Here is a 23,400-nt window from a genome sequence, read left to right on the forward strand (position 1 = left end):
GGCAGACCCAATGCTGTTCAGATAGTCCAACGACGTCGACCCGATATGAGGGTCCCCGCTTTCTCATCCAGCCTTAAGGTGAGTTTCCGTCGTTCATTCGTCCGCTTTGATGGCCGCGGCAGCAGCATATTCGACCGGCGTCATCCCGCCAAGCGATGTGTGAGGACGCCTCTCGTTATAGTCCCGTCGCCAGCCTCGATCTTGGCTCGAGCGTCCGCGATGGAGAGGAACGAGTGTGCGTTCAGGCACTCGTCGCGCAGGCGACCGTTGAACGACTCCACGAAGGCATCGTCGGTGGGCTTACCTGGTCGGCTGAAGTCGAGCGTCGCGCCATTCTCATACGCCCATCGGTCGAGCGCCTTCGAAATGAACTCCGGCCATTGTCTACGCGAATGGTCTTGGGCGCCCCACGGACAGACGAGATCCGTGCCATTGCGTCGATCACCTGTTCGCCCTTGATCCCTTGGTCGACGTCCATTCCAGAGCTTCGCGGGTAAAGGTGTCGACCAGGGTCAGCGCTCTTAACCGCTGGCCATCGAACAGGGCATCCGAGACGAAATCCATCGACCACATCTCGCTCGCAGTTGATGCAGTAGGTTGCCACACGTGGTTGGCAGCGCTGACGTTACGCCGGCGCTTTTTGAGCCGAAGGTTCAGTCCATCATCACGGTAGAGCCGGTAGACGCGTTTGTGGTTCACGATCCATCCTTCCCGGCGAAGCAAGATGTAGATCCGGAAATAGCCATAGCGCGTCCGCGTTGCCGCCAGATCACGGATGCGCATCACCATCGGTGTCTGGTCCGGCTTGCGCGAAATGTAGGGCACCGACGACCGCTTGACGCCCAGCGCCGAGCAACCGCGCCGCTCACTCACGGCATGGGACGCCTGGACGTACGCGACGAGCTCGCGTCGTCGTCCAGGCGTCAGAGCTTTTTTGACAGGACATCCTGCAGGATGTGCTTGTCCAGGCTCAGGTCAGCGACCAGCTGTTTCAGCTGCCGGTTCTCATCCTCGAGCTGCTTCAAACGCCTCAGCTCGCCGACGCCGAGACCGCCGTACACCTTCTTCCAGCGGTAGAACGTTCGTTCCGAGGTTCCCATTCGCCGGATCACCTCGGCCACTGGCTTACCGGTTTCCGCTTGCTTCAGAGCGAAGGCAATCTGCTCGTCCGGATACATAGATTTCTTCATTTCCAGCTTTTTGTCCGAAGGCTTCACAAGGTCGGAAACTCTCGCTCAAAATGGACTAAAAAACAGGGGGAACGTCAGTCTTAAGCCGTCCGTCGCCTAGCAGCCCGTCCCGGAACAACCCCGCGGACGCCGCGACACGTTCCTGTGTGAACAAACCTTACAGCCGCGCCTTCACGTCACGCAGCGATGTCGCACAAAGCTCCAGCGTCGTCTCAATCGATGCGCCCGTCATCCACGGTCTCCTGCCATGGAGACCGTGGACGACAGGCACGGATCGCTTTTCTGCCCAGGTTTCAGATGCCGGGTCGCCGACGATCTCGATTAGCTCGTCGACATGGCCGATGTCTTGCCGAACGATGTGGCCGAACTGGTGATGTGACTTCGTAGGGCATTGATCCTTTGCATGCGCTGGCGCACAGTTAGGGTGTGCGTACGGAAAATACTCTGCAGGGGGAGGATCCCGCGCTCCTGCCTCGGACGAATCGCATGCTCGGGCGATGTGCTGCTGCCTAGCAGATCACTTCGGTACCGGGCCGGTCGTCATTCCGTCGTTTCACAACCTGGCTTTACATAGACCGGGGGAATGAGCTGCTTGTTGTGACCTACCGCGGCGATGTAGCGAGCTCGGTAATAAGCGGTCGCACATCCCTTTCATCGTCACTACAGTTCGCAGCAGCGTTGCGTAAAATGACCGAGCCTGATCACGCTGAAGCATTTTGCGGAAGATAACAGGACCGCTTTGATCAAGCAGGGTATCTTAAACACCGACTTAGCCAGATAGATGGCGGCCTTGATATCTTTAGCTGCAGACGCCTTGTTCAATGGTAATCTCAACACGTTCCGTATGGCACATGAACGGCGTCAAAGGGGGGGGCGTCCAGCTTAATGCTGTTGGTTCTCCCTGAACCGACACGTCTATCAGTTCTAGGCGGCTACCTAAATACGGCCGTGGTGTGAAATTTCGACAATTCGCTGACGAACGGTTTGAAGGCATTCATCAGCTTTGATGCCAATCAAAAGCTCACTGCATTGATCCGCTAATTCTAAGGCATTCTTGGCTGCTTCTTCAATCGAAGCGAGCTGCCGCAAACGCGCTTTTACTTCTGGCATTTTGGTGTCTCCTTCATTCCAGCCAAACTCGCGGTTGCGAGTAGCTTACTTGGCCTCTGTCTTCTCGTTTGGGCGCGGTTCTCTAACCAGATGCGCGTTTCAGCTCGAAACTCGCTGGGAACTCGCTTGGCGGCTTGATCCGCCATGTCACGAAGCGTCTTTCCCTTGAGAACTTCCTTCATCCGCGCGTCAGCTTCCAGCATTACCGCGTGGATTCCGCACACGCCCGACGTTGCCCAGGCGGGAGGGACTTTGCCATACAAAGGACAGGCATGCCGAACGTTGCGGCAGTCAAATAACGGTTTCATGCCATCGACTGCGACAACAACCTCGTAAAACGATATGTCTTCCGCCGAGCGAGCAAGTCGGACGCCGCCCCGTATACCTTCGCTTGCGACAACGATGCCCGCTTTGTTTAGCTTGGTCATCACGCCTGCCATGAACTTTATAGGCAGTGCGCGCAACGTGGCCAGATCCTTAGAGCTTGGTGGATCGACCTCGTCAGGCAAGTCGATGATATAGAGTAGGGTATGGAGTGCATATTCCACTGCCGCACTGATATGAGTCACGTGAAACTCCGACCGGATAGGTAGCAGTTATAACCACAGATCGGTTTTTGGCCAACACCCGATTTTGAGCGACTTCGGAGAGTGTCCTGTCGTCCTGATCGGTTCAGCAGTGAACAATGAAGGCGTTCAGACCCGCTTGGCATTTAGCGAGGCAAAAATCAGGGCGGGCCATGTTGATTTTGTTTGGGAGACGGATTGTGGTAGGATCCCGTCAGTTGAAGGTGGGTTACTAGAACACGATTACCGATTAACCCGGGTCATGCGTCCTAGTTGCTGCAAGGCTGTAACGAACGTTTTTTTGAAAGGTGCTGAATGCCCGTCGCTCATTGTATATCCAGTATGCAGGGTGTCATTCTGGATTTTGACGAGGGATTCTGTCAGCTGGTTCAACGTCGATCGAGGGAATTAATCGGCTTATCGTACAAGGCTATCACCTGCAGTGCAGACCTAAGAAAAAGCAGCAAGATGCTGAGCGGTCTGGTAGATAAAGCCGCTCCAACTCATATCCGTAAGGCATATGTACGTCCCGACAGTAGTTTAATTAAAGCCGACTTGATTGTCTCAAAATTTAGTCATGAGGGACGGTTGATAGCTTCATTGTCTTGGGTGGAAGATCCACAACAGGCATCGCCATCAAAAATTTGGAAGGCAGCGTTGCAGATTAAGCACATATATGAGCTGCGTATTATAGAGCTTGGACGCGATTTATTCAGTGACCATGTTGGTCTTATTTTAGTGCATATTTATCTGGCGGAGGCAGAGGGTCGCGTTGCGGCAGTGGGGCAGATCGCGAGGTCAATCGACCTTCCCGTTCAAACCATGGATCGCTGGGTGAAGGTACTTGTTTTACGTGGACTTATAGAGACATTGGACCATGCTGCGGAATATATTCAGCTTAGCCATAACGGGGCATCGAGACTAGAGCGCCTGTTCTCTGCGACTTTAGCACCCGAGACGTTCGCTGTAGGACGTGTCTAGGTGTTTGATCCCACGGTTTGATGGTGCGGTCCTTTCGTTGGAATGGAAGGAAGCCATATGGGACAGGTACGTCACGGCAGCGCCACGACGACGCACGCCGTCAGAGCAGCAATACAGCGATCGCAAGCTCCGCTCGCGACGTTGAGCCAGGAATTGGGGATCAACCCCAAGACGGTCGCAAAGTGGCGTAAGCGGGCGACGGTCGAGGATCTGAAGACCGGGCCGGAGGCCCATCATTCAACGACCCTGACCTAAGCTGAGGAGGCGGCCGTCGTCACGTTCCGCCGGCATACCCTGCTGCCACTGGACGACCGCCTCTACGCATTGCAGCCGTCGATCCCTCATCTGACCCGATCGGCGTTGCGTCGATGCCTCCAGCGGCACGGCATCTCCCGCCTGCCGGACATCGAGGGTGACAAGCCGAAGCGCTAGCGCTTCAAGCGCTATCCGATCGGCTTCTTTCACATCGATATCGCTGAGGTGCAGACCGCCGAAGGCAAGCTTTACCTGTTCGTCGGCATCGACCGCACTAGCAAGTTCGCGGTCACCCAGTTGGTCGACAAGGCCGATCGGCGAACTGCGTGGGAGTTCCTCGAAGACCTGCTGAAAGATGTGCCCTACCGGATCCACACGATCGTGACTGACAACGGGATCCAGTTCGCTGAGCAGCCGCGCAACCGGAAAACCGCCTGGTCGCGCCAGATGCGCTTCGACATGATATGCGAGGCAAACGACATTGAGCACCGCCTCACGAAGCCGAACCATCCGTGGACCAACGGACAGGTCGAACGGATGAACCGCACCATCAAAGGAGGCGACCGTCAAACGCTTCCACTACGAAAACCACGACCAGCTACGGACGCACTTCGCTGACTTCATGGCTGCCTACAACTTCGCCCGTCGGCTCAAGACGCTAAGCGGCCTCACGCCTTACGAATACATCGCCAAAATCTGGACTTCAGAGCCTGAGCGGTTCATCGTCAATCCGATCCACCAGATGCCGTGACCTGCTCCCCAGAATTCATGCCATTGGTAAGTTAGCTCGTCAGATGGAGACGAGTGATGCGGCGAGGCCGATTTACCAAGGATCAGATCATTGGTGTGCTGCGCGAGCATGAGGCCGGCGTGAAGACCGCGGATCTGTGCCGCAAGCACGGGATCAGTGATGCGACGTTCTACAACTGGAAGGCGAAGTACGGCGGGATGACCGTGTCGGAGGCGGCGCGGTTGCGGGCGCTCGAGGACGAGAACCGCCGGCTGAAGAAGCTGCTGGCGGAGTCGATGCTCGACGTGTCGGCGCTGAAGGATCTGCTGGGAAAAAACTGACCCGGTCTGGAGATCGCTACGCTGCGGTGGAGAAGCTGATGGCCGACCACAGCTTCTCCGAGCGTCGTGCCTGCAGGCTGATCGGGGTCAACCGGTCGGCGTGGCAATATGAGCCGCTTCGCGGGAAGGACGATGCTGTCCGCGAGCGGATGCGCGAGATCGCGAATGAACGTCGTCGCTTCGGCTATCGACGGCTGGCGATCCTGCTCAAGCGGGAGGGCAAGGGCATGAACCTGAAGAAGGTGTATCGGCTGTATCGCGAGGAGCGACTGACGGTGCGCAAGCGTGGCGGTCGCAAGCGCGCGCTGGGCACGCGGGCGCCGATGGCGATCCCGCAAGAACCCAACCAGCGCTGGTCGCTCGACTTCGTATCGGACTCGTTGGCCTGCGGCCGGCGGTTCCGCATGCTCAACGTCATCGACGACTACAGCCGGGAATGCCTGGGATGCATCGTCGACACCTCGCTGTCGGGTCGGCGGGTTGTTCGCGAGCTGAGCGCCATCGCCGAGCGTCGCAGGCTGCCGTGCATGGTGGTCAGCGACAACGGCACCGAGCTGACCAGTCATGCCGTCCTCGCCTGGTGTCAGGACACCGGGGTCGAGTGGCACTACATCGCCCCGGGGAAGCCGCAGCAGAATGGCTTTGTGGAATCGTTCAATGGTCGCTTGCGCGACGAGTGTCTTAACGAGCACCTGTTCCCATCGCTGGCTGCAGCACGACGGATCATCGAGGCATGGCGGACGGACTACAATACCGTGCGTCCTCACAGCAGCTTTGGCGGGTTGGCACCCGCCGAGTTTACGAACCGCCCCCGCCAGGGGCATATGGACACCGAAGCTAAGTTATCAGCGGTCTGAAAACGGGGAGCAGGTCAGAGCGAGTCAACGGACGCCGTTAGGGCGCTCGTTCCGATCCCAACAAATACCAGTAGAATTCCGACCAATACGACTGCTAAAGAGGTGAGGGTCCATACAATATAGTTACGCTCTTCTTTGACCTCAAAGGCGACGTTCGGGGCTGTCATCATTGATGACGCCGCTTTGCTACCGCCGTACAGCGCAATTAGCAGCGACAAGGCGAGACCGAAGCCTTTCTTTGCCTCGTGATCCTGAGACCACTGTGTCTAGTTGCTGACTGATAAAGACGGCCACGTCTTTTGGGACCGTGACAAACAGATCTTAGATGTTACATCGTACCATTTGGGTGTCAGCAAACAGACCATAGCTGAGAACGATGGCGGCCAATATCGGTGCGATCGACGCTATTATATAGAAGGCGGCACCAGCCGCGATCATACCTAGATTGTCATCGTAGGAACTTACCCAAGTGCGTTTAAGGGTGCCCCACCAGTCAATCCTGAATGATCGCCCAAGGTCGGAGAGGACAGATCGAGTTTCATGCCGAAAGAGCGAGCCGCATACGTTCAAGTTCCCGGCATTCTGTCATTCAGTATCACCGCGGTGACTCGCATCCCTGCAACGCTAAGGCGATCCAGACGATGATGCAAACATGGTCTGAGCAGCGTCGGAGGTATAACGGCAAGGGGTGAGCAGGGGCGGATACGCCCCTGGGTCCACATCTTGCACTTGTTTGTGGCGGGTTTAAGCTGAGCAACGAACGCGACGAGGAGTAGAACGCGATGCGGATGGTAGCAGTCATAACGGCATGCAGCGTCTTCGCGCTAAGCGGATGTCAAAAATCTGCAGACCAGACCGCTCCTGTGGCGAACAGTTCATCGTCGGCCGCGGTCACCCCGGGGCTGGCAAGCTCGTCTCCGGCGACGGCGCCGCCAGTAGCGGACACATCGCTTGGACAAGCAACGGATTCGAAAGGCGAGCTCGTGCTGGACGTTACCGAGGCCGTCCGCACAGGCGGCGTCCTGACCGTAAAGACCCGTGTCACAATGACCGGCGGCAAGGCCGGTAGTCGACCACTTCCTGGAGCCTCGACAGGGGAGGTGTACCTGACCGCAGCGGACAAGAAATATCTGCTGTTGAAGGATGACCACGACAAGGACCTGATGTCGAGTAACTCGTATCCGAATTTCGACCAGATCGGTTCAACGCAGCGATGGTGGGGTAAATTCCCGGCGCCTGCGTCCGAGGTAAAGGCGGTGAACTTTTACTTCTATGGCTTCGATCCGGTTGAAAACGTTGCGGTCACCGATCGCTAATATGGCTCTACGCCGCATCATGACCGTCGCGGCTCCTCTGATCGGCTCATCAGCGATCGCGCAGACGATGAACGACGAGGCAGCCTCTTTCGACGCGGCGGCACGCGCTGCTTTGCCGCGCGCCGAAGTCAGAACTCTCCGGTCTGAAGTTCGTACAATCCAGGGGTTGTCCGGCAACGTCGCCGATGCCATTCGCGGCATTGCTAAAAAGATTGCTTCACTAGCGACGGTACAGCGGTCGCTCACTGCTGAAGGCCTGACGTCCCGGATGGTGAACGGCGCTCTTCAGGTCAGCCTGCCCGGCGACGTTCTTTTCGACTTCGATAAGGCAACGATCCGCAGCAATGCGCTGCCAACATTGGAGAAGGTCAAACGCGCTGCGTTGGCGACAGGCATGCGGCCCGTCGTCGTTGAAGGGCATACTGATGCCGTCGGCACGAAGATGTATAATCAGGCTCTGTCGGAAGCCCGTGCGGCTGCAGTGGCGGTTTGGCTGACAAGATCTGGAGTCCCTACCGCACGCGTTAGCAGCCATGGGTTTGGTTCGGATCGGCCTGTAGCGCCCAACAAGGCAGCCTCAGGCAGCGATAATCCAGCCGGACGGCAGCTGAACCGGCACGTGACAGTGATTCTTTAGACACTCACCCACCCGCGAGATCGGCGGAAAGGATGGTTCGGTTTACCAGCAGCTCGGCGCGTCGGTAAGTGAACCGTCCGCCAGTTTCATCGCCGTGCTTAGCTTGACATCTCCCCTAGCCTTTTAAGCCGAAGGCTCAGGCTATCATTGTCGGCTATACCACTTGCAACGGCATCACGACCGAGAAGCGGCACGCTTGATCCGCTCACCGACAATTCCGACGCCGCGGCCATCCTCGCCCGGGCCGAGGTCGTGTCGGCCAGGCCCGGCCACACATGGACCGAGGGGAAGCGCGCCGCCACCAAGGCACTGCTCGTCTCCCCCAACAACGTCGTCGGCATTCAAAGCAGCCTGCACCGCCAAGACGACCACGGTCCTGCACGTCCATGCCGACGCCGCCAAGGCACGCGGCTACACCGTCCGGGCGCTCGTACCCACGGCCACGGCTGCGTACGAACTAAGCGCGCGATCGGGGGCGAGCCGATGACCGTCTCCAAGATGCTCACCTCCAGTCACGCCACGCCGTGCGGCGACAGGAACCCCGAAATCTGGATCGTTGACGAAGCCTCCATGCTCAGCGCCCGCGACGGCAAGACGCTGCTCGCCCAGGCCCAGGCCGAGGGTGTGCGTGTCGTCATAGTCGGTGACGTAAAGTAATTGAACAGCGTGACGCAGGCCGCGCTTTAGGCCAGTTGCAGGACGCCGGCATGGAGACGCGTAGGCTCGCCGAGATCGTCCGCCAGTCCAACCCCGACATCAGGCGCGCGGTCGAGGCGCTGCTCGCCGGCAACGCCGAAGCCACGTTCGTCTCGCTCGACGACGGGGGTGGCGAGGCGCTGTGCCGCTTCCTCGGTAACGGACGCCTAGAGATCGATAACAGCATCGCAGAACGCGCGTTGCGCTGCGTTGCCGTCGGACGGCGGAATTGGCTGTTCGCCGGTTCGAAGACGGGCGGCGAGCGCGCCGCGGCGATCTCCACTGTCATCCAGACCTGCAAGGCCAACGGCGTCGACCCGCAGGCCTTTACCACCGATGCCATTGGAAAGATCGCAGCTGATTTGCCAGCGGCGCGATGGGACGAGTTCATGCCCTGGAACTGGGCTGCACAAACCCTAGAGCCAGTAGCGCAAGCCGCATAATCTGCGGGCTGCTGGCCACGCTTACGAAAGATCGACCGTCCGCGCCAGGTGTACACCGGTCCGATCCGTCGCAGCTACGTACCGGGTGTTGAGCGCGGTAAAGCCGCGCCAAAGACGATACTCTCCACCGACCTGATCGGTCCGATGCCATTGGTCGCGCCGACCAGGGGTGCGGCCCCTTCAGACTTGACTGTACGAACGTACTGTTTATGTCTAGGGCATCGTCGATGAGACGAAGGAGAGGTTAATGAGCGCGTTCGGAATCGGACAAGCTGTACGTCGCGACGAGGATCGACGCTTCGTAACGGGGCGTGGAAGCTACGTTGACGATCTGCGCGTTCCCCATCTTGCCTATGCGGCTGTCGTCTATTCGTCGCATGCTCATGGCCTCATTCGATCCGTGAACGTCGACGCCGCGCGGCATGCAGACAGCGTTCTTGACGTGCTGACTGGAATGGATGCTTTGGCCGATGGGATCGGCGGGCTTCCTCCCTACTTTATGCCCGCGGACATGGGTGGGCCGCTAGGCTATCGGACAATCCGGCCGATCCTCGTCAGCGAACGAGTCCGCTGCGTAGGAGATCGTGTCGCGGTAGTTGTGGCGGAAACGCTTCGGGCGGCTCGCGATGCAGCGGGCCTTATCGAAATCGAGATAGAGGCTCTCCCCGCGGTTACGACACCCGATGGTGCCGCACGCAGTGGAGCGCCGCTGGTATGGGATGATTGCGCGTCCAATTCCTGTTTCACCCTCGCGTTCGGCGATGCGGTTTCGACTGACGCCGCCTTCTCAGACGCTGCTCACATCGTCAGTCTGACGATCCGAAACAATCGGGTATCTGCCAATTCGATCGAGCCGCGAGCAGCGGTCGGTATTGTCAATCCAGCCGACGGCAGGATGACGCTGCACACGAGCTCGCAAAATCCCCACGGCGTTCGTAAGATGCTCGCTGATGCGGTTTTCGGCATTCCTGAAGCCGATCTGCGCGTGATCTCGCCCGACGTGGGAGGTGGGTTCGGGATGAAGGCAGATGCCTACCCGGAGGACGCGATAGTTCTTTGGGCGTCGCGTCGGGTCGGCCGACCGGTGAAATGGGTCGCGACCCGTTCGGAAGCGCTCATGGGCGATAATCACGGGCGTGATCAGGTAGCAAAGGCGTCTTTGGCCTTGGACGCGGAGGGACGGGCGCTGGGGCTGCGCGTCGAGGCGAGGCATGCCCTCGGGGCGTATGTTGCATCGGCGACGGTCGCGCCCATAACCTATTCGATGCGTATGTTCCCCGGGGTGTATGACATTCCTGCGGTGCATGTCCGCAACACCGCTACATTCACTAATTGCTCGCCGACCGGTCCTTATCGCGGCGCGGGTCGTCCGGAAGCGTGCTTCACTCTCGAACGGTTGATGGACGAGGCGGCGGATCGGATCGGCATGGATCGCGTCGAGATCCGGCGACGCAATCTGATTGCGTCCGCGGCGATGCCGTATACGACAGCAACCGGCGTAACCTATGATAGTGGCGACTTCGTCGGGATGATGGATCGATGCCTCGAGCTTTCCGACTGGGAGGGGTTTGAGGGGCGTCGCGCGACAACTGAGGCTGCGGGTCTGGTACGCGGTCGTGCGGTCACCTGCTATGTCGAAAGTGCAGGTGTGTTCAACGACCGGATGGAACTGCGCTTCGATCCCCAGGGCAACGTAACGATCCTCGCAGGAACGCATAGTCACGGGCAGGGGCATGCCACCGTGTTCCCTCAGCTCGTCCATGAGTGGCTAGGCGTCCCGTACGAGACCATCCGGTACATCCAGGGCGATACCGACAAGGTGGCGTTTGGCCGTGGTACCTATGCGGCGCGTAGTTCGATGCTCGGTGGAACGGCCCTACACGCGGCCGCCCAAGAGGCGATCGCGAGGGGGTGCCGGATGGCGGCTCACCTTCTTGAAGTCGACGAGGAAACGATTGGATTCGCCGACGGCGTCTTCTCCGCAACGGGCACGAACAGGTCGTTGACATTCGCTGAGGTCGCGAAGGCCTTCTTCCGCCCTGTAGGTCTTCCTGGCGGACAATCGGTAGGTTTCACCGTGACCGGCTCTGCGGGGGGCGAGGCGCCCAATTTTCCGAATGGGGCGCACATCTGCGAAGTCGAAGTCGACCCCGAGACAGGGCAAATCCACATCGATCGGTACACCGTTGTCGATGACGTCGGTCGCGTCCTCAACCCGATGATTTGTGAAGGCCAAATTGTAGGAGGGATTGCCCAAGGGCTGGGACAGGCGCTCCTCGAACAGGTTGCTTACGATCCGGAAAGTGGCCAGCTCATAAGCGGCAGCTTCAGTGACTACGGGATGCCACGTGCAGAGATGATGCCGAAGCATATCGTTTCGGAACTCGCCGAAGTTCCGTGTCTTACCAATCCGGTGGGCGTGAAGGGCGTCGGTGAATCGGGAACGATAGGTTCACCACCCACCTTGGTAAACGCGGTCATTGACGCCTTGCGACCGCTCGGCGTCAACGACCTGGCCATGCCGCTTACTCCCGCGCGTGTCTGGTCGGCCATCGCGGCCGCCAACACCCCGTCCTTTCAGAAGCAGGAAGCCGCATGAAGTTCGTCGGAGAATACCGTATTGACGCGTCACGCGACGCGGTGTGGCGTGCGCTGAACGATCCCGAGGTGCTGAGCCGGTGCTTGCCGGGATGCGAAGAGATCGTCCAGAACACTCCGACCGATTGGCAGGCCCGAGTGGTCATCCGGGTCGGCCCGGTACGCGCGAAATTTGCCGGCCGTATCCGTCTCGAGGATCTTGATGCACCGGAGAGCTGCCGGATCGTCGGCGAGGGCAGTGGTGGCGCGGCGGGCTTTGCGCAGGGCGGTGCGGTGGTGCGCCTCGTTGAGGAGGGTGCCGCGACAATCCTCACCTATGAGGCGGAAGCACAGATCGGCGGCAAGCTCGCGCAGATCGGCTCCCGGCTGATCGACGGCTTCGCGAAACGCTACGCGGACGATTTCTTCGGTGCGTTTGCGCGCGTCGTAGGGGGCGAGGAAACACCCATCGAACCAACGGGGGCCGCGCAGCCGCTTGATCCGGCACCTTCGCTTAACGGCGACGGTCTTGGAGCGACCGCGGTGCTCGCGGCAGGAGCGGACGTGGCACCGCCGCACGTTGCTGCAGGGCCTGCGCCTTCAACATCGGGCGCCGCTGCAGCTCCGACGCGACTACCGACCCACCCGCCCTCGTATTCTGATCAACCTCGACGTGGATTCGATCCACAGACCTTCACGATCATCATCCTGGCGCTCCTCCTCGTCTTCATGACGATCATGTTTGCGTTCAGGCCATGAGCGCCGAGTTGACCCGGCCCGTGTCCCTCGAGATCAATGGGCGCACCGTGGATGCCGACGTGCCCCCAAGGATGCTGTTGGTCGACTTCCTGCGCGAATCCTTGGACCTGACCGGGACGCACGTCGGCTGCGACACGAGTCAGTGCGGCGCGTGCACCGTCCACGTCGATGGTATCGCAACCAAGAGCTGCACCATCTTCGCCGTGCAGGCGGACGGCTCCTGCGTCACGACGATCGAAGGTCTGGATCCGGAGGGCAGGCATCCGCTACAAATGAGCTTCCAACGCTGTCACGCCCTTCAGTGCGGCTACTGCACGCCCGGCATGATCATGGCTGCTTCGTCGTTGCTCAATACCGATCCAGCTGCGGACGCAGAGGCCGTACGCGAAGCGATCGAGGGTAATCTCTGCCGGTGTACGGGGTACCAACCGATCATCGAGGCCATACTTGAAGCCGGTCGGGAGCTCCAGTTGTGACGCCGTTCGACTATGTCCGTCCCACGACGCTTTTCGAAGCCATCGAAGCCTTGCGTGAGCTCGAGGATGCGCGACCGATCGCGGGCGGCATGACGCTTATTCCGACTCTGAAGCAGGGGCTGGCCGCCGTTGGCACCCTCGTCGATTTGGCCCACATCGATGAACTCTACGGGGTGCGCCGACAGGAGCGGGTGATCGAGATCGGGGCAATGACCCGCCACTACGATGTTGCGCACTCGACGATCATTCGCGACGCGCTGCCAGGGCTGGCGACGTTGGCAAACGGGATCGGAGATCTTCAGGTTCGCAATCGTGGGACCATCGGCGGCTCGGTGGCCAACAATGATCCAGCGGCCGATTATCCAGCGGCACTGGTCGCTCTCGCGGCGACGATTGTTACCGACCGGCGGGAAATCTCCGCTGACGACTTTTTCGTCGGCATGTTCGAAACGGCGCTTGGGCCGGATGAGGTCATTACCGCGATCCGCTTTCCAACCGATCGCCGCAGCGCATATGCCAAGTTCAACAACCCGGTTTCAGGATACGCCATTGCCGGCGTGTTCGTCGCGGATGGAGACCCGTCCGGTCCCAGGGTTGCCGTGGTCGGCGCGGGGTCTGTAGTGTTTCGCGCCACAGCTATCGAGGCGGGATTGGCCGCTGGTGGCGGCGCTCACGAGGCTCGCTCGATCAAATGGCCGGCCGATGGCCTCATCACCGATCTGCATGCTCCCGCCGCTTATCGCGCGCAGCTGGTGAGCGTTCTGGCTGCGCGTGCCGTGGAGAAGTTGATATGATCCGTAAAGTACTCGTCGTGGGCGGCGGGATTGGCGGAATGGCCGCGGCAATCGAGCTTGGCCGACGCGGCATCGCGGTCGATCTGGTCGACCTTGATCCGCATTGGCGGGTGTATGGTGCGGGCATCACGATCACCAGTCCCACGCTGAGAGCATTCGGCGACCTTGGCATTCTCGACGCCGTCCTGCGGGACGGTTTCTCCGGGAACGGCATTCGCATCTGCACGATGGAAGGCGTTCCCGTTGACGAGGTCGCCGATCCTCCCGGCATGCCGGGTAGTGGAGGGATCATGCGGCCCATTCTTCATCGAATACTGTCCGAGCGCACGTTGGAGATCGGTACCAATGTGCGCCTGGGCTGCACGGTGTCGAGCATCGAGGAGGATGAGCACGGTGCCGCGGTTGTGCTTTCAGACGGTTCGAAAGAACGCTACGATCTCGTCATCGGAGCCGATGGTTTGAACTCGGCCGTACGCAGACTCACATTTCCGGATGCGCCCAAGCCTGCTTACACTGGCCAATCTGTTTGGCGTTTGTTCGCTAAGCGGCCAGAAGGAATCGATCGCCGGCATTTCTTTCTGGGGGGCAAAGTCAAGATCGGCATCGCGCCGGTATCTCAGGACAGCTTGTATCTCTTTCTACTCGAAAAGACGCCACGTCATCCAATGATCCCGGATGCGGAGCTGCCGGCCATGATGGCCGCTCTGATGCAGGGCTACGGTGGTATCGTAGGTCGGCTTCGCGATGAGCTGCACGACGCATCACCGATCGTCATGCGTCCGCTCGAGGCGTTCGTGCTCCCAGGCGCGTGGCACACCGATCGTGTGTTATTGATAGGGGATGCAGCACATCCGACGACGCCACAACTGGCATCTGGCGCAGGGATGGCCGTGGAGGACGCAGTCGTCCTCGGCCTTGAGATCGATGGTGGGGGCGAGGTTCCCGAGATCCTGCGCCGTTACCAGGCGCGACGCGATGCGCGCTGTCGGCTCGTGGTCGAGAATTCGTTGGAGATCGGCCGGCTGGAACAAGCCGGTGCGCCACCATCCGAGCAGACGCGGCTCGTTGCGCAATCCTTGGCGCGGCTCGCCGAACCAGTCTGATTCAGCCCCGATGCAGATACCCTATGGCGCGCACGCGATGCGCACTGTACGATCGTACAGTAGGAGATGAGATGTTTGACCAGGAACCCAGCTTGCCACTGAGAACGAACGATCCGTCTCAGGAGCGGCCTCGAACACTCGATGAGGCAAAGGCCTGGATGCTCGACCGTACGCTTCGGCGCATCCATCCGATGAACAACCTGAGTCTAGACGATACCGCCCGGGTCGTCGAAATGCTCGACGGACTTGATCCGGTGCGTTGGGCCGCGTCGTGGCGATCGGCAGGCGAGGATGCTTGGAAGGAGGCAGAAGCCACTCAGGACCCGGAGGCTCGTCGCACGGCGTTTCTGCGGGCGCAGGGCTTCTTCTTTCTTGGGCGCTTCCCCTGTCCGAACCACCCGGACAAGCTGGCCTCGGCAACGCGCGAACGTGAAGCCTATCTTGCTGCCGGTGCCCTGTTCGACAATCCAGTGGTGCGGATATCCGTGCCATTCGAAGGTGGCGAGGTCGTCTTTCTTTACCGTCGTCCCGCTGGGATCGAGCGTCCGCCGGTCATCATGATGTGGGGCGGTGTGGACGCATGGAAGGAGCAGATGACCGCCGCGAGCGATCTCGCGCTCGCGCAGGGTGTCGCGACCATCGCGCTGGACGGCCCGGGTACAGGCGAGTCTCCGGTCAAGGGTACTCCCGACGCCGATCGTCAGTTCCTCCCCGTGATGGACTGGGCCGCGGCGCAGACGGACCTGGCTGCGACCAAGGTAGGTTTGCTTGGCCGGTCGTTTGGCGGATACTGGGCGACTAAGCTCGCGCATGTGGTGCCTGACCGGATCGCAGGTGCGGTCAACTGGGGGGGCGGCGCCCACTTCATGTTCCAGCGCGAATGGATAGAGCGCTCACGCCATCCCGACAGCTATCTTATGGAGCTCGTCGAGACCCGCATGCGGATGCTGGGGGTCGACGACGAAGAGGGGTATGCAGAGGCGTTCGCGCGACTCTCGCTGCTGGACCAGGGGCTCCTCGATCACCGCTGCGCGCCGATGTTGCTGACCAATGGTCGGGGCGACACGCAATGCCCGGTTGCCGACATTGATCTCCTGGTCGGTCACGGCACCCCTAAGGCGGTCCGTATGTTCCCTGGCGGCCATATGGGCATCACGCCGCAAACGATGCCGACAATCATCGACTGGCTCGTCGAACGTGTAACCATGGAGGCAAGGGCATGAACGTGCGCAATTGGGTACAGGCCGTACCTTCGCAGGAGGCTTTCCGATTGGGCAAGATCCTGCACAAGGTCCAGCATGACCGCGTTGAGGAGACCCGGTTCTTTGCCGATCCGAAGGCGTATATCGCCGACGCCGACCTGTCCGACGAGGCGCGCCGGGCGCTTTCCGAAACCGACATCGGCGCCCTCTATCTGCTGGGCGTCAATCCCTATCTACTGCGGGCCTACTGCCTGCAGCTTCGCGTACCCGAGGCTGATTATCTGGCCGCGCTGCGCGCCGTGGAGGAACAGGCATATGGCTGAGATCGTCGGCGTATTCGCCACTAGTCACACACCCGTCATGAACAACATGCCCGATGCGCCGGGGGCGGAACTGCGGGACGCCGCGTTCGCGCAATTTACGCGTGTCGGCGAAGAGATAGGCGCGTTGCGACCTGATGCGGTCGTTCTGATTTCCAACGACCATCTCCACAACTTCTTCCTCGATAACATGCCTGCCTACTGCATCGGCATTGCTCCGTCGTACCCTAGTCCCGTCGAGGGCTGGTTGAAGGTGGTGAAGCAGGTGCTGCCCGGCGATGCGAAGCTCGGCGCCCATATCCTCGGCGAAGTCATCGAAAACGGCTTCGACCCGGCTTTCTCGATGGAGCTGACGCTCGACCACGGTATGATGACTCCACTCGATCTGGCAGGGTTGGCGGGGCAACACCCGGTCGTTCCGATCATGGTAAATGCGGTGCAGCCTCCAATGCCGTCGATGCGGCGGAGCCTGGCGCTCGGTGTCGCTCTTCGCGCCGCGATCACGTCCTACACCGGAGCGGAGCGCGTTGCCGTCCTGGCAACAGGGGGCCTGAGCCACGATGTCGGTACACCTAGGATGGGAAGCCTCAACGAGGAGTTTGACCGAGGATTTCTGTCGCGGCTTGAGCAGGGGGGCGGCGAGGCCGTAGCCGACTTCTCGCGGGACAACGTCAATACTGCGGGCAATGGTGCCGAAGAAGTTCGCAACTGGCTGATCGCCCATGCCATCGCTGAATGCGCGCCGTTCGAGACATACTATTATCATCCGATGACGCAGTGGTACACGGGCATTGCGCTAGGTCGGTGGAGGGTGGCGGCATGACGCTCGCTCTCCAGATCGAAGGACGTGACGACGCGCCCGCGGTCGTCCTACTTCACGCGATTGCCACCTCGTCCAAGTTATGGGCGCCACAGGTTGCGCCTCTCGCAACCGACTTCCGTGTCGTACGTGTGGATCTGCCCGGACATGGCGCCAGTCCGTTGCTGCCGGGAAGCCCGGACTATGAAAGCTATGCCGACGCTGTGGTGTCGGCATTGGCGGGTATCGGCATAGACAGGTTCGTGCTGGTCGGATTGTCGTTCGGGGCCATGGTTGCAATGCAGATCGCAGTCCGAAATCCAGACACGGTCGCTGGATTGGTCCTCGCCTGCTGTGCGGCCTACACGCCGCCGCCGGTTGCAGCCATGTGGCAAGACCGTGTCGACGGGGTCAAGCAAGGTGGCTTGGCCGGGCAGGCGGCCGGAACACTTGGGCGCTGGTTCACGCCGTCCTTCGCCGAAGCTTCGCCGCAGACGGTCGAGTGGGTACGCGGTATGATCCTCGGGACGCCGGATGAAGGCTTCGTGGCGGCGGCGACGATGATCTCGACGCTGGATCATCGCGAGCTTCTGCCAAGGATCACGGCTCGAACCCTTGTGATAGCTGGCGAGCATGACCAGGCGGCGCAGCCTGCGGGGCTCGCCGCCATCGCCGACGCCATTCCAAACGCAAGTCTAATCACCTTGAATGCCGCTCATCTTGCCAACGTGGAGGCCCCAGTGGCATTCGGTGAAGCGATTGCCGCCTTTGCAAAGGGGCTATGATGCGGGTGGCTCTGATCCATGCCTTGCGGGAATCAGTGACGCCGATCAACGCTGCATTCGACGCTCATTGGCCCGAGGCGAGCCGAATGAACGTGCTCGACGATAGCTTGTCCGCGGACCGCGCCCGCGATGGACAATTGAACGACGCGATGATCGAACGATTCTTGGTATTGGGCCGCTACGTACGTGACGCGGGAGCAGATGCGATCCTATTTACCTGTTCTGCGTTTGGACCTGCAATCGACGCTGTCGCCGCGGATCTCAGCCCGTTACCTGTTCACAAGCCAAACACCGCTATGATTGCGGCAGCACAGGATTACGGCCGCGTCGGCTTGCTCGCCAGTTTCGCACCGACGTTGGAAAGCATGGTTGGGGAGTTTGACTCTGGCCAGATCGTTGTAACGTGTCATTGCGGTGGGGCACTAGAAGCGTTGCAAGCCGGCAACGGCGACGAGCACGACAGGATTGCTGCAGAGGCCGCTAATTCGATGCTCAGCAAATGCGATGTGATTGCACTTGCTCAATTCAGCCTCGCTCGCGCAGCCAAGAGGGTAGCACAGGTGACGGGTAAGCCCGTCCTGACTACACCCGAATGTGCTGTACTGTCGCTGCGGGCAGAACTGCTAACTTAGTGGGTGGCCGCTACAACTTCATTGCCGGTAAAGGGGCTGCACTGAACATAGCACGAGCCTAGTTCATGCTGGGCATCAGCACCGTGATGCAATGCGTGGTGAGGGCAAAAATCGGCTCAAGGCATGGGTACGCCGCGGCTGCCGTGATCGGTTCCGTAAAGCTGGTTTGCTCCCAGCGCGCTTAGAATCTAAGCCTTCTTGATGGCCGAGGATCGAACTGTGAAACAAACGCGCCGGGATGCGATCCTTGACGCCGCGGAGACCCTGTTTGCGGTGCACGGTTTCGATGGTGTGTCGATGCGGATGGTCGCGGATGCCGCACCGGTCGGTCTCGGTCTTGTCACCTACCATTTCCCGACAAAAGACGTCTTGTTCGAGGAGGTTGTGGCACGCCGGGCGGACATCCTGAACGCCGCACGCCGAGACTCACTGGGCGCGCTTGGAACCGCGACGCTCGAGCAACTGCTACATGCCTTTTTCCAGCCCTACGTTCTGCTGATCGAACGCGCGCCGGGGAACTGGCGAGCCTATGCACGCCTGCACGCAATGCTGACGCAAGACGCACGGTGGACCGGTCTGGCGACCCGGCATTTCGGGTCAGTTGCTACAGACATGATCAAGCGTATCATGATCGCAGAACCGAGACTTGACCAACCTACGGCGGCTCGAGGCTACGTGCTGCTCATCGGGACCATGGTCAGCGTCTTCGCCGACACAAGACTGGTCGATTATTTTTCAAACGGCGTTCTGACTAGTCACGATGTCGCAGGCAGTCTTGATCCGATGGTCCGTTTCGGAGCAGCTGGGATCAGAGCTCTTGCCTGTCCAACTCGCTCCTGAATCGAGCCGCTTCGTTCCATACGGAAAGGACCGCTGCGTTAGCCGCTAGATTGCGCTGATTTGGATTGACATGCCCATATTCAGACTACAAACCTGTACGAACGTACAGTAGGCTGCATCACGACGGCTGCTGATGGGAGGATAAGATGCGTTACCCAGGTTCCGTCGCAACATTGATCGCTATCATGTCGGTTGCCATCGCGCCCAAAGCGGCGTTCGCCAGCGAACGAAATAGCTCGAACATTCCGGTGGGTTTAGGCACGGTGGTTTCGGGCATATCGCCGGGCCCTGACTTCACCTACCTTCAATACAATACTATATATTCGGCAGATCGAATCAACGATAGTGACGGCAACAAGGCCCTTCCGGACTTCAAGCTAGATGCTGCAGTCGTCACACCCCGTCTTGATTTTGCCTGGGCTCATATTGGCAAGGTTCAATTGTCGACTTGGGCAGCGCAACCCATACTCCTCAAATTGAACGCTCGGGTGGGAAAGGGCGCAGGAGCTATCCGGGATAGTCATTCGGGATTTGGTGATACCATTATTTCGCCTATCACACTCGGCTTGCAGGGGAATGTGCCGGTTCTCGGTCACTATCTGCTGACCATTGATCCGCTTTTCAATGTTCCGACCGGCGCCTACGACAATCGTCGGCTGGTCAACCCCGGGAGCAACCGGTGGACCTTCCAGCCCTTTGTCGGGGTGACATTCTTCCCTACGCAAAAACTCAGCCTGAACATGCAAATGAATTATGCGTACAATTGGAAGAATAAGGAGACAAACTATAAGACCGGGAATGAGATAGACCTCGATTTCGCTAGTGGCGTTAAGATCAAAAGCAATGTCACTTTTGAGCTCAATGGATATTACTACAAGCAACTGAGCAATGACCGTCAAAACGGTTCGCGATACCTTGACGGCAATAAGGGGGAGGCATTTGCTCTCGGTCCGCAGGTTTTCGTGCAAACCAAACGAGGGGGCTTTGCACTTAAATACCAGAAGGAAATCGTTGCCCTCAACAGGCCGCAGGGCAGTCGATTCTGGATCCAGTGGGCGGTCAACCTGTCGCCAGTTAAGAGTGAAGCCCCCCCCCTGTAGTTTCAGTTTGTTTCAAACAGGAGTTTTCCGGCTTTGAGAAGCCTGTGAGCGAGGAGCTGCAAACGAAATCTGGGTACAATCTTACCATTAGGGTCCGCATCGACCGATCAGAGCCTCAATGATTAACGCTGCGTTGGTTTACCAGACCGGCTAACCCTGGGAAGGTCCGATATTGGGGAGAGCAGCCCGATCGGCGGGACTCGAACCCGCCAAACGCCCTCACTCACGCTCTTTAAAGAGTCTGGCTGAGCGAGCTCGCTCAACAGGCCGAAGTCTTTTGTTTCGTATGGCAATGTAGCGTCGCCAGTAATCGCCGATCGCTCGCCCGACAGCCCCTTAGACGGCCGGCGCTCTACCGACTGGAATGCTATTTTGGGAACGCACGGGCGTTTCCAAGGAGCAGTTGTCTCGCGACAAACTTCCATCCAGCGATTAACGCAAAGATAGGAGCGTCGTGCCATTCGTACCTAGACCGGAGGCAGCATGACAACACGACGCGGCATGATAGGTTTGCTGGTAGGGGGTAGCGCTGCGGGAATTTTGAATGGATGCAATCCGTTCAGCGCTACACGTTCATATCGCTATCGGCTGACCGTTGTGGGCGAACATACGGGCAGCGCCGTCTATGAAGTTTTGGCGAGCCACAGTCAGTTTGTTTTGTTGTCCCAAGAAAAGCTAGGCGGATCGGGAATTAAGGGTGACGCGCTGGTACTGGAAACGCCACTAGGACTCATTTTTTTGATTCCGGGAAAAGCGTCCAACCGTAGCGAAGACATGATTGGCTTAGTTACACACACCCTCGCTTCAGATATCCCAATGGGTGGGCACGACAATTTTTGGAGAGCGGTCGGCCGACTCGGAAGCGTGTTTGGCGCAGCGAAGGCAGAATTGCCACGCGCTTACTGGCCGATGATGGTACGGTTTCGCGACCTTACCGATCCCACGAGCATCGAGCAAGTCGATCCCGAAGCGATTGGTGCGAGCCGGATAATCGTTGAGACGACAGATGACAATGTAACTACAGGAATTGAGAAGCGCTTTCCACCTTGGTTTCTTGCGGTCTTAAAAAAAGGGGCTCGGTTTAACGGTAACACATCAATTGCTGTTTCTATTAGCGGAGGTCTGGCCGAGGAGTACGGACCAGACCTTTTAAGTTCGCGATTTTAGGGGTCACAACACGAAAGTGGATTTTGCGTACGCTAGGAGCGAACGGACAGCGAACGGCGACACTTGGCGACGAGAAGCAATCCGACCGTTTTCCGGGAGGTAGGTTTGATAGCTGCCACCGTGTCGCGCTGCTGCCTTTCTCGAAAAGGATGCAATTTAAAGAATGACCGGGGGATAAATCACGGTTGGCCGCCATCTGCCCGCCAAGTCGGCGCACCTATTCGATGTACATGCACCTCTGATCGACCGTCCGGCTTCCTCACTCCGCCTTGACGAATTGCCCGCGATGGTGACGGACGAAAGCAGTAAAATCGAGGGGTGGTGTCCCGGTGAGGCGCTCGATCTCATGGGTGGGGTCGATGTCATGATGACCGGCAACGACGTCGGCGAACTGGACCACTAGGCCCTTGGTCATCCAACGCGAATTGCCAGTGACACGAAGGAGGGCAGCGAACACCGGCTTCGGTAGATTGAGATACCGCACCTTCTTTCCGGTTACGTCACCAAGTCGCGTCGCGGCCGCGCGCATGTCGAGCGTTTCCGGTCCGGTCAGGAAATAGGTCGCGCTCTCGTGACCGTCTTCGATCAGGACAGTGACGGCGACCCGCGCGACGTCGCGCGTATCGACCCAGGACACCGAGCCCCGACCAGCAACCTGTGGCAGAAAGCCTTTCGAAATCGGTTCCTTGAACCACAGGAAGTTCTGCATGAAGGCTGTGGGCTTGAGGATCGTCCAGTCGATGCCCGAAGCACGCAAGTGATGATCGATGAGTGCATGGGTTTTGGCCCAGGGAACAGGGGAGCGGACATTGCTGTCGGAGGCTGATAGTTTGACGATCCGCTTGATCCCCGCGCGTTTTGCCGCATCGATGGCTGCGGTTTCCTGACCCAATTGATTGGGGGTGGGCGGCGTGATGAGGAACATCGTGTCGCAATCCTGCATCGCAGCGGCCAGCGTTTCGGGCCGATCGAAGTCACCGGACACCGCGTTCATGCCATTCTTGCGAAACGATTCCACCTGCTCCTGCTTACGGCACATCGCGCGGAACGGCGTTCCTGCGTGCTTCAGGAGCTTGCAGACTTCGCCACCAATGCCGCCGGTGGCGCCCGAAACTAAGATCATTCTGATGCTCCTTGAAGGTCGGGGAAGGGAAACGAGCTAGGCCAGTTGCTCCGAGATGACCGCGATCATCGCTTGAAGTGTCTGGATGGCGTCCCGTATCTTTGCCGCCCCGATGCGATCGGCGACGGCCTGATCGATGGGTGCGACGCTCCGCTCGGCACTCGTTATGGCGCTGATGCCGGCGGGGGTCAGCGCCACGAGCTTTGCGCGGCGATGATGTGGATTTGGCTGAAACTCGACCAGCCCCTGCTCGGCGAGCAAGTCCACGATACGTTGCACTGCTTGGCGGGTGAGTCCCATGTTGCGAGCGATCGACGCCGTCGCCAACGGGGTGGGGGAATAGCGAAGTGCGGCGAGAACCTGCCACCAGGCGCTCGTTAGTCCGAGATGTGCAACCAGTTCATTGCCTGCGCTGACGAGGCGTCCATTCGCTGCGAACACCGTCAGCGCCAATTCTCGGAGGTCAGCCATGGCTTCCTGCATTCGACAGAGTGCTTTCAAGATGACAGCATATTGTCGTAATTCGGAGGTGCCTCTAAAGTTCCCGATATCTAGCCAGACGCGGGGCGTCGCCAAACCTACGGTGCGAAATACCCGGGCC

22 protein-coding genes and 5 pseudogenes are annotated in these 23,400 nt (G+C 59.4%); 20 read left to right on the plus strand and 7 right to left on the minus strand.

What is annotated here, in order from left to right:
• Nucleotides 1–93: 93 nt before the first annotated feature.
• From O6Y00_RS00185 to O6Y00_RS00200, 4 genes and pseudogenes are all read right to left on the minus strand, one after another.
• A pseudogene (locus tag O6Y00_RS00185) lies at nt 94–1,190 on the minus strand (IS3 family transposase).
• A gap of 76 nt (nt 1,191–1,266) precedes the next feature.
• Nucleotides 1,267–1,422 (minus strand): annotated as a pseudogene (locus tag O6Y00_RS00190) (IS701 family transposase); the annotation flags it as partial.
• Nucleotides 1,423–2,126: 704 nt separating this feature from the next.
• Nucleotides 2,127–2,300, minus strand: coding sequence for a hypothetical protein (locus O6Y00_RS00195; RefSeq protein WP_353440664.1), 174 nt, complete (start codon nt 2,298–2,300; stop codon nt 2,127–2,129).
• Nucleotides 2,288–2,869, minus strand: a complete 582-nt coding sequence (locus tag O6Y00_RS00200) for an RrF2 family transcriptional regulator (RefSeq protein ID WP_353440665.1) — start codon at nt 2,867–2,869, stop codon at nt 2,288–2,290. Before O6Y00_RS00200 ends, O6Y00_RS00195 begins: the two co-directional genes overlap by 13 nt.
• Before the next feature lie 339 nt (nt 2,870–3,208).
• Here O6Y00_RS00200 and O6Y00_RS00205 point away from each other — a divergent pair, with 339 nt between their 5' ends.
• The 3 genes and pseudogenes from O6Y00_RS00205 (at nt 3,209) to O6Y00_RS00215 (ending at nt 6,030) form a co-directional block, all read left to right on the plus strand.
• Nucleotides 3,209–3,847 (plus strand): PAS domain S-box protein, encoded by a 639-nt coding sequence (locus O6Y00_RS00205; RefSeq protein ID WP_353440666.1) that lies wholly within the window; start codon nt 3,209–3,211, stop codon nt 3,845–3,847.
• Between the two features lie 57 nt (nt 3,848–3,904).
• Nucleotides 3,905–4,853: pseudogene (locus O6Y00_RS00210) on the plus strand (IS481 family transposase).
• Nucleotides 4,854–4,909: 56 nt separating this feature from the next.
• Nucleotides 4,910–6,030 (plus strand): IS3 family transposase gene (locus O6Y00_RS00215; protein WP_353440667.1). Its coding sequence is split into 2 segments (ribosomal slippage): nt 4,910–5,159 and nt 5,159–6,030, totalling 1,122 coding nucleotides; the frame shifts between segments, so codons are not numbered across the junction.
• 14 nt (nt 6,031–6,044) lie between these two features.
• Here O6Y00_RS00215 and O6Y00_RS21985 read toward each other — a convergent pair.
• Nucleotides 6,045–6,260: pseudogene (locus tag O6Y00_RS21985) on the minus strand (hypothetical protein); the annotation flags it as partial.
• Between the two features lie 552 nt (nt 6,261–6,812).
• Here O6Y00_RS21985 and O6Y00_RS00220 point away from each other — a divergent pair.
• The 17 genes and pseudogenes from O6Y00_RS00220 to O6Y00_RS00305 all read left to right on the plus strand — a co-directional run bounded on the left by O6Y00_RS00220 (nt 6,813) and on the right by O6Y00_RS00305 (nt 21,676).
• Entirely contained in the window at nt 6,813–7,346 is a 534-nt protein-coding gene (locus tag O6Y00_RS00220; protein ID WP_353440668.1) for a hypothetical protein, read from the plus strand.
• A gap of 1 nt (nt 7,347) precedes the next feature.
• Nucleotides 7,348–7,983, plus strand: coding sequence for an OmpA family protein (locus O6Y00_RS00225; RefSeq protein ID WP_353440669.1), 636 nt, complete (start codon nt 7,348–7,350; stop codon nt 7,981–7,983).
• A 252-nt stretch (nt 7,984–8,235) separates the two neighbouring features.
• Entirely contained in the window at nt 8,236–8,640 is a 405-nt protein-coding gene (locus O6Y00_RS00230; protein WP_353441375.1) for an AAA family ATPase, read from the plus strand.
• Between the two features lie 176 nt (nt 8,641–8,816).
• Nucleotides 8,817–9,122, plus strand: a pseudogene (locus O6Y00_RS00240) (IS66 family transposase); the annotation flags it as partial.
• A gap of 247 nt (nt 9,123–9,369) precedes the next feature.
• Nucleotides 9,370–11,721, plus strand: a complete 2,352-nt coding sequence (locus tag O6Y00_RS00245; protein WP_353440670.1) for a xanthine dehydrogenase family protein molybdopterin-binding subunit — start codon at nt 9,370–9,372, stop codon at nt 11,719–11,721.
• The gene (locus tag O6Y00_RS00250; protein WP_353440671.1) at nt 11,718–12,458 is read left to right on the plus strand and encodes an SRPBCC family protein; all 741 of its coding nucleotides are present in this window, start codon (nt 11,718–11,720) and stop codon (nt 12,456–12,458) included. The genes O6Y00_RS00245 and O6Y00_RS00250 overlap by 4 nt, the downstream gene beginning before the upstream one ends.
• Complete coding sequence (locus O6Y00_RS00255) at nt 12,455–12,934, plus strand: (2Fe-2S)-binding protein (RefSeq protein WP_353440672.1); 480 nt, start codon at nt 12,455–12,457, stop codon at nt 12,932–12,934. The genes O6Y00_RS00250 and O6Y00_RS00255 overlap by 4 nt, the downstream gene beginning before the upstream one ends.
• Nucleotides 12,931–13,728, plus strand: coding sequence for an FAD binding domain-containing protein (locus tag O6Y00_RS00260; protein ID WP_353440673.1), 798 nt, complete (start codon nt 12,931–12,933; stop codon nt 13,726–13,728). Before O6Y00_RS00255 ends, O6Y00_RS00260 begins: the two co-directional genes overlap by 4 nt.
• Nucleotides 13,725–14,831: an FAD-dependent monooxygenase gene (locus O6Y00_RS00265; RefSeq protein WP_353440674.1), complete on the plus strand. Its 1,107-nt coding sequence runs from the start codon at nt 13,725–13,727 to the stop codon at nt 14,829–14,831. Before O6Y00_RS00260 ends, O6Y00_RS00265 begins: the two co-directional genes overlap by 4 nt.
• Before the next feature lie 71 nt (nt 14,832–14,902).
• Entirely contained in the window at nt 14,903–16,054 is a 1,152-nt protein-coding gene (locus O6Y00_RS00270) for an alpha/beta hydrolase family protein (protein ID WP_353440675.1), read from the plus strand.
• On the plus strand, nt 16,051–16,356 hold the full coding sequence (locus O6Y00_RS00275; protein WP_353440676.1) for a hypothetical protein: 306 nt from the start codon (nt 16,051–16,053) through the stop codon (nt 16,354–16,356). Before O6Y00_RS00270 ends, O6Y00_RS00275 begins: the two co-directional genes overlap by 4 nt.
• Nucleotides 16,349–17,176, plus strand: coding sequence for a 2,3-dihydroxyphenylpropionate 1,2-dioxygenase (locus tag O6Y00_RS00280; RefSeq protein WP_353440677.1), 828 nt, complete (start codon nt 16,349–16,351; stop codon nt 17,174–17,176). Before O6Y00_RS00275 ends, O6Y00_RS00280 begins: the two co-directional genes overlap by 8 nt.
• Entirely contained in the window at nt 17,173–17,937 is a 765-nt protein-coding gene (locus O6Y00_RS00285) for an alpha/beta fold hydrolase (protein ID WP_353440678.1), read from the plus strand. The genes O6Y00_RS00280 and O6Y00_RS00285 overlap by 4 nt, the downstream gene beginning before the upstream one ends.
• On the plus strand, nt 17,937–18,569 hold the full coding sequence (locus O6Y00_RS00290; protein WP_353440679.1) for an aspartate/glutamate racemase family protein: 633 nt from the start codon (nt 17,937–17,939) through the stop codon (nt 18,567–18,569). The genes O6Y00_RS00285 and O6Y00_RS00290 overlap by 1 nt, the downstream gene beginning before the upstream one ends.
• 201 nt (nt 18,570–18,770) lie before the next feature.
• Complete coding sequence (locus O6Y00_RS00295) at nt 18,771–19,409, plus strand: TetR/AcrR family transcriptional regulator (protein ID WP_353440680.1); 639 nt, start codon at nt 18,771–18,773, stop codon at nt 19,407–19,409.
• A 146-nt stretch (nt 19,410–19,555) separates the two neighbouring features.
• The gene (locus O6Y00_RS00300; RefSeq protein WP_353440681.1) at nt 19,556–20,509 is read left to right on the plus strand and encodes a SphA family protein; all 954 of its coding nucleotides are present in this window, start codon (nt 19,556–19,558) and stop codon (nt 20,507–20,509) included.
• Between the two features lie 483 nt (nt 20,510–20,992).
• Nucleotides 20,993–21,676, plus strand: coding sequence for a hypothetical protein (locus O6Y00_RS00305; protein ID WP_353440682.1), 684 nt, complete (start codon nt 20,993–20,995; stop codon nt 21,674–21,676).
• Between the two features lie 259 nt (nt 21,677–21,935).
• On the opposite strand, the gene O6Y00_RS00310 is transcribed toward O6Y00_RS00305, so the two are convergent.
• Nucleotides 21,936–22,799, minus strand: coding sequence for an SDR family oxidoreductase (locus O6Y00_RS00310; protein ID WP_353440683.1), 864 nt, complete (start codon nt 22,797–22,799; stop codon nt 21,936–21,938).
• Between the two features lie 36 nt (nt 22,800–22,835).
• A complete protein-coding gene (locus tag O6Y00_RS00315) occupies nt 22,836–23,270 on the minus strand; it encodes a MarR family winged helix-turn-helix transcriptional regulator (protein WP_353440684.1) in 435 nt (144 codons plus the stop codon).
• Nucleotides 23,271–23,400 lie beyond the last annotated feature (130 nt).

This window comes from Sphingomonas faeni (assembly GCF_040407565.1).
Taxonomy (GTDB): Bacteria; Pseudomonadota; Alphaproteobacteria; order Sphingomonadales; family Sphingomonadaceae; genus Sphingomonas; species Sphingomonas faeni_F.

Bases quoted from the DNA above. Each gene is read 5' to 3' on its own strand.
- O6Y00_RS00305 (WP_353440682.1), top strand. From the start codon at position 20,993: ATGACAACACGACGCGGCATGATAGGTTTGCTGGTAGGGGGTAGCGCT.
- O6Y00_RS00315 (WP_353440684.1), bottom strand. From the start codon at position 23,270: ATGGCTGACCTCCGAGAATTGGCGCTGACGGTGTTCGCAGCGAATGGA.
- O6Y00_RS00310 (WP_353440683.1), bottom strand. From the start codon at position 22,799: ATGATCTTAGTTTCGGGCGCCACCGGCGGCATTGGTGGCGAAGTCTGC.
- O6Y00_RS00195 (WP_353440664.1), bottom strand. From the start codon at position 2,300: ATGCCAGAAGTAAAAGCGCGTTTGCGGCAGCTCGCTTCGATTGAAGAA.
- O6Y00_RS00220 (WP_353440668.1), top strand. From the start codon at position 6,813: ATGCGGATGGTAGCAGTCATAACGGCATGCAGCGTCTTCGCGCTAAGC.
- O6Y00_RS00265 (WP_353440674.1), top strand. From the start codon at position 13,725: ATGATCCGTAAAGTACTCGTCGTGGGCGGCGGGATTGGCGGAATGGCC.
- O6Y00_RS00285 (WP_353440678.1), top strand. From the start codon at position 17,173: ATGACGCTCGCTCTCCAGATCGAAGGACGTGACGACGCGCCCGCGGTC.
- O6Y00_RS00295 (WP_353440680.1), top strand. From the start codon at position 18,771: ATGGCCGAGGATCGAACTGTGAAACAAACGCGCCGGGATGCGATCCTT.
- O6Y00_RS00225 (WP_353440669.1), top strand. From the start codon at position 7,348: ATGGCTCTACGCCGCATCATGACCGTCGCGGCTCCTCTGATCGGCTCA.
- O6Y00_RS00275 (WP_353440676.1), top strand. From the start codon at position 16,051: ATGAACGTGCGCAATTGGGTACAGGCCGTACCTTCGCAGGAGGCTTTC.
- O6Y00_RS00300 (WP_353440681.1), top strand. From the start codon at position 19,556: ATGCGTTACCCAGGTTCCGTCGCAACATTGATCGCTATCATGTCGGTT.
- O6Y00_RS00245 (WP_353440670.1), top strand. From the start codon at position 9,370: ATGAGCGCGTTCGGAATCGGACAAGCTGTACGTCGCGACGAGGATCGA.
- O6Y00_RS00255 (WP_353440672.1), top strand. From the start codon at position 12,455: ATGAGCGCCGAGTTGACCCGGCCCGTGTCCCTCGAGATCAATGGGCGC.
- O6Y00_RS00205 (WP_353440666.1), top strand. From the start codon at position 3,209: ATGCAGGGTGTCATTCTGGATTTTGACGAGGGATTCTGTCAGCTGGTT.
- O6Y00_RS00280 (WP_353440677.1), top strand. From the start codon at position 16,349: ATGGCTGAGATCGTCGGCGTATTCGCCACTAGTCACACACCCGTCATG.
- O6Y00_RS00270 (WP_353440675.1), top strand. From the start codon at position 14,903: ATGTTTGACCAGGAACCCAGCTTGCCACTGAGAACGAACGATCCGTCT.
- O6Y00_RS00250 (WP_353440671.1), top strand. From the start codon at position 11,718: ATGAAGTTCGTCGGAGAATACCGTATTGACGCGTCACGCGACGCGGTG.
- O6Y00_RS00290 (WP_353440679.1), top strand. From the start codon at position 17,937: ATGCGGGTGGCTCTGATCCATGCCTTGCGGGAATCAGTGACGCCGATC.